The sequence below is a fragment of the Kribbella turkmenica genome (assembly GCF_004348725.1).
GTDB lineage: Bacteria > Actinomycetota > Actinomycetes > Propionibacteriales > Kribbellaceae > Kribbella > Kribbella turkmenica.
On record NZ_SMKR01000259.1, the window covers coordinates 1 to 6,988 of the forward strand.

8 protein-coding genes and 1 riboswitch are annotated in these 6,988 nt (G+C 70.3%); of the genes, 6 read left to right on the forward strand and 2 right to left on the reverse strand.

Translation table 11 applies throughout. The features are described from left to right. The 6 genes from E1218_RS34215 to E1218_RS34240 form a co-directional block, all read left to right on the forward strand. A partial coding sequence (locus tag E1218_RS34215; protein WP_132327189.1) for a DNA-3-methyladenine glycosylase family protein occupies positions 1–726 on the forward strand: 726 nt, incomplete at its 5' end. A 32-nt stretch (positions 727–758) separates the two neighbouring features. Then, positions 759–1,997 (forward strand): cation:proton antiporter, encoded by a 1,239-nt coding sequence (locus E1218_RS34220; RefSeq protein WP_132327190.1) that lies wholly within the window; start codon positions 759–761, stop codon positions 1,995–1,997. A 157-nt stretch (positions 1,998–2,154) separates the two neighbouring features. Further along, the gene (locus tag E1218_RS34225; protein WP_132327191.1) at positions 2,155–3,117 is read left to right on the forward strand and encodes a helix-turn-helix domain-containing protein; all 963 of its coding nucleotides are present in this window, start codon (positions 2,155–2,157) and stop codon (positions 3,115–3,117) included. 65 nt (positions 3,118–3,182) lie between these two features. Next, positions 3,183–3,323: riboswitch (SAM riboswitch) on the forward strand. Between the two features lie 13 nt (positions 3,324–3,336). Further along, a complete protein-coding gene (thrC, locus tag E1218_RS34230; protein WP_132327192.1) occupies positions 3,337–4,596 on the forward strand; it encodes a threonine synthase in 1,260 nt (419 codons plus the stop codon). Continuing rightward, positions 4,593–4,868 (forward strand): ubiquitin-like small modifier protein 1, encoded by a 276-nt coding sequence (locus tag E1218_RS34235; RefSeq protein WP_132327193.1) that lies wholly within the window; start codon positions 4,593–4,595, stop codon positions 4,866–4,868. The genes thrC and E1218_RS34235 overlap by 4 nt, the downstream gene beginning before the upstream one ends. A 12-nt stretch (positions 4,869–4,880) precedes the next feature. Next, positions 4,881–5,903 carry a zinc-dependent alcohol dehydrogenase family protein gene (locus E1218_RS34240; protein WP_132327194.1) on the forward strand — a complete coding sequence of 341 codons (1,023 nt, stop codon included), beginning with the start codon at positions 4,881–4,883 and terminating at the stop codon, positions 5,901–5,903. A 13-nt stretch (positions 5,904–5,916) separates the two neighbouring features. On the opposite strand, the gene E1218_RS34245 is transcribed toward E1218_RS34240, so the two are convergent. Together E1218_RS34245 and E1218_RS34250 are read right to left on the reverse strand one after the other, a co-directional pair. Continuing rightward, entirely contained in the window at positions 5,917–6,657 is a 741-nt protein-coding gene (locus E1218_RS34245; protein ID WP_325052878.1) for a Type 1 glutamine amidotransferase-like domain-containing protein, read from the reverse strand. A gap of 120 nt (positions 6,658–6,777) precedes the next feature. Then, a partial coding sequence (locus E1218_RS34250; protein WP_132327196.1) for a helix-turn-helix domain-containing protein occupies positions 6,778–6,988 on the reverse strand: 211 nt, incomplete at its 5' end.

Here is a 6,988-nt window from a genome sequence, read left to right on the forward strand (position 1 = left end):
GCTCTGGACGGGCTGCCGGAGTTGCTGGGGGAGGCGGACAGCTGGGAGGGGTTCGAGCCGCTGCCGGCGCATCGGGCGCTGGTCGACGCGGCCCGGCGCTTCCCGCACGTCCGGGTGCCGCGGACGCGGGCGGTGTTCGAGGCGATGGCCGCCGCCGGGATCGAGCAGGTCGTCACCGGCAAGGAGGCGTTCCGGGCCTGGCGGCTGATCCTCCGCGAGTACGGCGTGCCGGCGCCGGGGCCGCAGCCGCCGGACGGACGCACCATGATGGTCCCGCCGGCGCCGGAGGAGTGGCGGCTGATCCCGTCCTGGCAGTGGTTGCGCGCCGGTGTGGAGGGCCGCCGGTCGCGAGTCGTCATCGCGGCCGCGACCCGGGCCAAGGCACTGGAACGGACGCTGGAGCTGACGGACTCGGCCGAGATCGAACGGCGGCTGCGGTCGCTGCCCGGGGTCGGCGTGTGGACGGCCGCCGAGGTGCGGCAGCGGGCCCACGGCGACGCGGACGCGTTCTCCTTCGCGGACTACCACGTGTCCCGCAACGTCTCGTACGCCCTGATCGGCGAGGAGCTCGACGACGAAGGCTGCGCCGAGCTGATCGAGCCGTACCGAGGCCACCGGTTCCGGGTCCAGCGTCTCCTCGAGCTCGCCGGGGTCGGTCATCCGCGCTACGGTCCGCGCAAGGCCCTGCCGACGCACACGCCCGGGGCGACCCACCGGCTGCGATAGACCCGGCCCGATCTGGGAACCTGGGACTCACCATGACGATCGACGGGGACGGCCTCTACCTGGTCGCGGGGCTGGCCCTCCTCCTGGGCGCCGTCCTGCCTCGGTTGCTCCGCCGGTACGCCATCTCGGCGCCGATCGCGTTCGTCGGCGCCGGCCTGTTGCTCGGGCTGGCCGTCGACCGGAGCAGACTGAGCCCGATCGCGGAGCCCGAGCTCACCAAGCACCTGGCCGAACTGACCGTCATCGTCGCCCTGATGGGTGTCGGCCTGGCGATCGACCGGCCGATCAGCCTGTTGCGCTGGAGCGCCACCTGGCGGCTGCTGTTCGTCGCCATGCCGGCCTGCGTCGCCGCACTGACCGGCATCGGCTGGCTGCTCGGCCTCGCACCCGCGACGGCCCTGCTGATCGCCGCCATCCTCGCGCCGACCGACCCGGTGCTGGCCTCCGACATCCAGGTCGGCGGACCGACCACCGGCGACGGCGCCGAGCCGGAGGAGGACGACGAGGTCCGGTTCGCGCTGACTTCGGAGGCCGGTCTGAACGACGGACTGGCGTACCCGCTGGTGTACCTGGCGGTCTTCGCCGTCACCAAGGCTCACTCGACGGTGGAGTGGCTGGGCTGGTACGTGGTCGGCAAATCCGTGATCGGAGTGGCCGTCGGGTTCGGCGCGGGCTGGTTGCTGGCCAAGATGGCGTTCAGCGCTCCCTCGAAGAGCTTCCGGCTGGCCGACTCACGGGAGCCCGTTCTCGCGCTGGCCATGACGCTCGGCGTCTACGGACTCGCCGAGGTGGTGCACGGCTACGGGTTCATCGCCGTCTTCGTCGCCGCGGTCGCGCTGCGGGCGGCGGAGCGCAGTCACGACTTCCACGCCGAGCTGCACAACTTCATCGGTGAGCTCGAGCACATCCTCACCTGGGGGATCCTGCTGCTGCTCGGTGTCGCGATCACCGGCGGTCTGTTCACGCCGCTGACCTGGGCCGGCGCGGCGATCGGCGTACTGCTGGTGTTCGTCGTCCGCCCGGTGCTCGCGTGGTTGTCGCTCGCGCGCTCGGAGCTCGACCGCTCCGAGCGCTGGATGACAGCGGCCTTCGGGGTCCGGGGCGTGACGTCGATCTACTACCTGGCGGCCGTCGGGACCACGTTCGCCACGGAGCTGCCGTGGTTGTGGGCGACGGTCGGATTCACCGTCCTGCTGAGCGTGGTCGTCCACGGCGTCGCGGCGACTCCGCTGATGCGGATGCTCGACCACCGTCGCGACCGGGTTTCCTGAGTGCGTCGGCCGGCGGCTCGGCGCCGTGGCGGACGGCGGTGACGGCGTGGATCCCGGCTGCGAAGTCCTTCAGTCCCTTGAACATGGCTCCATCGTCCGAGAAACGGCCCCGCCGCAGAAGTGGCGTTAACGACCACTACCGCTAAGATTCTGACACATGGATCGGCGCACGGTTTCAGTGCTCGCGTACGACGGGATGACGGCCTTCGAGGCCGGCATCGTCATCGAGGTGTTCGGGCTGGTCTGGCCGGACATCGACCAGCCCTGGTACGACCTGAAGGTCTGCACCGAGACCCCCGACCCGATCCGTGTGATCGGCGGCGCCACGATGACGAGTCCGCACGGTCTGGAGGAGTTCGCCGCCGCCGGCACGGTCGTCATCCCGAGCGTCGCGGATCCGGAAGGCGAGATCTCGCCCGAGCTGGTGGCCGCGTTGCGGAAGGCCCACGACCGCGGTGCCCGGATCGTCTCGATCTGCTCCGGTGCGTTCGCTCTCGCCGCCGCCGGCCTGCTCGACGGCCGCCGGGCGACCACCCATTGGCGGTACGCCGACCTGCTGCGCTCGCTGTACCCCCAGGTCGTCGTGGACCCGGAGCCGCTCTACACCGATGAGGGGGACGTCTTGACCAGCGCCGGCTGCGCCGCCGGGCTCGACCTGGCGATGCACCTGGTCCGCAAGGACTACGGCGCGGCGGTGGCCAACGCGGTCGCCCGCCGGCTCGTGATCCAGCCGTACCGGTCCGGTGGCCAGGCGCAGTACATCGAGTCCCCGGTGCCGCCCGACCCCGACGACGCCTCGGTGGCCCGGAGTCTCGGCTGGGCGCTCGAACATCTCGCCGAGCCCATCGGCGTAGGCGATCTGGCCAGGCACGCGGGCCTGTCGCCGCGGACCTACCTGCGGCACTTCGCAAGGGCGACCGGGACGACGCCGGGGAAGTGGCTGATCGCCCAGCGGATCCAGGCGGCGCTGGCCATGCTGGAGACCGGGGACTCGCCGGTCGAGGAGATCGCGCTGGCCGCCGGGTTCGCCACCCCGGTCACGTTCCGCCACCACTTCGCGAAGCAGTTGCTCACGTCGCCGTCGGCGTACCGCCGTACTTTCCGGGCCCGGCAGGGCTGAGATCTGCTGTCTCGGATGGTGGGAACCGAAGACACAATATGGACCCGATTGGGTAACCTCGGGGGAGCTCATCCAGAGGGACTGAGGGAAACGGCCCGTTGAAGTCCCGGCAACCCTCCCCGTTGCGGTTCCAGTCCGGGATCCTCGCGGCGGAACGGTGCCAAATCCGTCCCGCGCCGAGATCCGGTGTCCGGGGAAGATGAGAGGGGAACCTCACTCATGAGCCTGACCGCCACCCACACCATCCGTGAAGGTGCCTTCGGCAACGGTACGCACCTGAGCTGTCGTGCCTGTGGGGCGAAGTCGCCGCTCGGTCCGTTCTACGCCTGTACCGAGTGCTTCGGTCCACTCGAGGTCGGGTACGACTTCCCGGCCATCACCCGTGAGCAGATCGAGGCCGGCCCCAAGAACATCTGGCGGTACCAGCCGCTGCTGCCCGTCCCGGTGGACGTGGCGAGCTTCCCGAACACCGAGCCCGGGTACACCCGGCTGATCGACGCCGGCAACCTCGCCCGCGAGCTCGGCCTGCGCAAGCTGTGGGTGAAGGACGACTCGGGCAACCCGACGCACTCGTTCAAGGACCGTGTGGTCGCGTCCGCCCTGAGCGCCACCCGCGAGCTCGGCATGAAGGTCTTCGCCTGCCCCTCCACCGGCAACCTGGCCAACGCCGTGGCCGCGGCCGCCGCCCGGGCCGGCATCCGCTCGGTCGTGTTCATCCCGAAGGACCTCGAGCGCCCCAAGATCATCACCACCGCCGTGTACGGCGGGACGCTGGTCGCCGTCGACGGCAACTACGACGACGTGAACAAGCTGGCGTCGGAGATCGCCGGCGAGGAGGAGGGCTGGGCGTTCGTCAACGTCAACGTCCGCCCGTACTACTCCGAGGGCTCCAAGACTTTGGCCTTCGAGATCGCCGAGCAGCTCGGCTGGCGGCTGCCGCAGCAGATCGTCATCCCGGTCGCCTCCGGCTCCCAGCTGACCAAGATCGACAAGGGCTTCACCGAGCTCGGCAAGCTCGGCCTGGTCGACGCCACCGACTACAAGGTCTACGGCGCCCAGGCCACCGGGTGCTCGCCGGTCGCCCAGGCCTTCCGCGACGGGTACGACGTGGTGAAGCCGGTCAGGCCGGACACCATCGCCAAGTCGCTCGCGATCGGCAACCCGGCCGACGGACCGTACGTCCTGGACGTCGCCCGGCGGACCGGCGGCGCGATCGAGGACGTCAGCGACGAGGAGGTCGTCGCGGGCATCCAGTTGCTCGCCCGGACCGAGGGCATCTTCACCGAGACCGCGGGCGGGGTGACGGTCGCGACGCTGAAGAAGCTGGTCGAGTCCGGCCGACTCGACCCGGACGCCGAGACGGTGATCATCAACTCCGGCGACGGGCTGAAGACGCTCGACGCCGTGGCCGACCGGGTCGGCCCCAAGGTGACCATCCCCGCGTCGTACGACGCCTTCGTGAAGGCAGGCCTGCAGTGAGCGTGAGCGTCCGTGTCCCGACCATCCTGCGGCCCTACACCCAGGGCGCCTCGTCGGTCAGCGCCGAAGGCGCGACGCTGAGCGAGGTGCTCGAGTCGCTGGACAGCTCGTACCCGGGCATCAAGGGCCGCGTGCTCGACGAGTCCGGCGAGCTCCGCCGGTTCGTCAACGTGTACGTCGACAACGACGACGTCCGCTTCGCCGACGGCCTGCAGACCTCGATCAAGGACGGCGGCGAGGTCTCCATCATCCCCGCGGTCGCCGGCGGCTGACATCATGGCCGGATGCGCGCTGTCGTAGTCGAGCGGTACGGCGTACCGCCGGTCGTCAAGGAAGTCCCGGAGCCTGAGGTGGCAGCCGGTGGCGTCGTGCTCGCGGTCGAGGCCACCGGCCTGTGCCGCAGTGACTGGCACGGGTGGATGGGACACGATCCCGACATCGTCCTGCCGCACGTGCCCGGGCACGAACTGGCCGGAACCATCGCGGCAATCGGTGACGGGGTCGAGGGTTGGCAGGTCGGGGACCGGGTGACCACGCCGTTCATCTGCGCATGCGGTACCTGCGAGCAGTGCCTGTCGGGCAATCAGCAGGTCTGCCCCAATCAGCTGCAGCCCGGGTTCAACTACTGGGGTTCGTTCGCCGAGTACGTCGCCGTGCCGTACGCGGCGGTGAACCTGGTCCGCCTCCCCGACGTTCTCGATTTCGGCACTGCCGCCGGTCTGGGCTGCCGTTTCGCCACCTCGTTCCGCGCCATCCGCCAGGTCGGCCGGGTCGGTGCGGGCGAGCGGGTGGTGATCTTCGGCTGCGGTGGCGTCGGTCTCTCGGCCGTGATGATCGCCGCCGCCCTCGGGGCCGAGGTCATCGCGGTGGACACCAACCCCGACGCTCTGAAGCTGGCCCACGAGTACGGCGCGTCCCACACCCTGCAGGCGTCCTCGAGCACCGTCGACCAGATCCGCGACCTGGGCGGCGCCCACGTCACCATGGACGCCCTCGGCTCCGGCGACATCGTCCAACAGGCCCTCCACGCCCTCCGCCCCCGAGGTCGCCACCTGCAGGTAGGTCTTCTCCCCTCCGGTGTTCAGCTGGACGTAGGGCGGTTGATCGGCCAGGAGCTCGAGTGGCGGGGCAGCCACGGCATGCCCGCGCACGCGTACCCCGGAATGCTGGAGCTAGTTGCCAGCGGCAACCTCAAGCCGGCCGACCTCATCTCCCGGACGATCACTTTGGACGAAACCCCTGTTGCCTTGGCGGCGCTCTCCCACGGCACTCCCGCCGGCGTCACCGTGATCCGGCCGACGGGGTGAGCCCACCGCCGTTCTAGGGGGTGAACAGCTTCCAGCGTCCCTCGGAGACGACCTCGACGGCGCCGTCGGTCACCTTGACGGCGGACTCGTCGTCGATCGCGTACGTCGGCACGGGGATCCGCGCCGCCCACTTCTCGGCGTTGGTGAGCCAGGCGTCGGGGTGGTCCGGGTGCTCGAAGTGTGGGATCACCGCGAAGTCCACAAGCCCTGCGCCCTGGCCGGTGACCAGGAGCCTGCCGACGTCACCGTCAGGCGTGGTGAAGACGACAGGCTCCGACTTCAGCGGTCCGTCCGTGCCGCGGGGCGGTTCTGTGTAGGTCTCGACGAAGGTGGAGGCCGCGGCGATGCTGCCGGCGCTGACGCCGACGTACACGGCCTCCGGGCGGAGCGTCGGAAGGAGCGCGGACAGTCCGGACCGCCGCATCCAGTTGGCGAGGAACAGTGGGTCGCCGCCCCAGAACAGCAGCGCGTCGGCGTCCCGGACGGTCGGCACCCAGGCGTCCTCCTCGATGCTCGGCAGCACCGAGAGCTCCAGGATTCCCAGTGACTTCCATCCCAGGTTGGCCAACCGCGACGAATTCTGGCCGCTGATCGCCCGCCACGCCCCGATGGCGCCGCCGGGAAAGGGGTAGATGGCGGTCGGGACGAAGAGCGCGTCGGATTCCTCGATCGGCTTGCCCAGAAGCTCGACCAGCGCATCCTGCACGCTCGCGTTCCGAATTCCCCCAGAAGTAAGAAGAAGCCTCATCGCCATCCCTCCGTCCCCGACGACCCCGCGCCGCCGCTCAACCCTCCCACGAACAGCCCCGATCGAATCCGACAGCCGGGCGTTCGCAGCGCGACGAGGAGTGGTCGCGCGGCAGGCGCGTGCGGACTACAGGCGGATCAGGTAGACGGTGGGTGGGCGGCCGGTTCGGCCGTGTTGCTGGCTGCCTATGGGGGCGGCGAGGCCGGCTCGTTCGAGGCGTTTGAGGACTCGGCGGGCGGTGCGGAGCTGGACGGCGAGGTGGTCGGCGACGTCCTGGGTGGTGAGGCCGTCGGGGAGGGTGGCGGTGAGTTCTCGGATGCGGGCGAGGGTGTGGGTG

Excerpts from the sequence above, each read along its gene's own strand:
- E1218_RS34225 (WP_132327191.1), top strand. The coding sequence starts at position 2,155 with ATGGATCGGCGCACGGTTTCAGTGCTCGCGTACGACGGGATGACGGCC.
- E1218_RS34220 (WP_132327190.1), top strand. The coding sequence starts at position 759 with ATGACGATCGACGGGGACGGCCTCTACCTGGTCGCGGGGCTGGCCCTC.
- E1218_RS34240 (WP_132327194.1), top strand. The coding sequence starts at position 4,881 with ATGCGCGCTGTCGTAGTCGAGCGGTACGGCGTACCGCCGGTCGTCAAG.
- thrC (WP_132327192.1), top strand. The coding sequence starts at position 3,337 with ATGAGCCTGACCGCCACCCACACCATCCGTGAAGGTGCCTTCGGCAAC.
- E1218_RS34245 (WP_325052878.1), bottom strand. The coding sequence starts at position 6,657 with ATGGCGATGAGGCTTCTTCTTACTTCTGGGGGAATTCGGAACGCGAGC.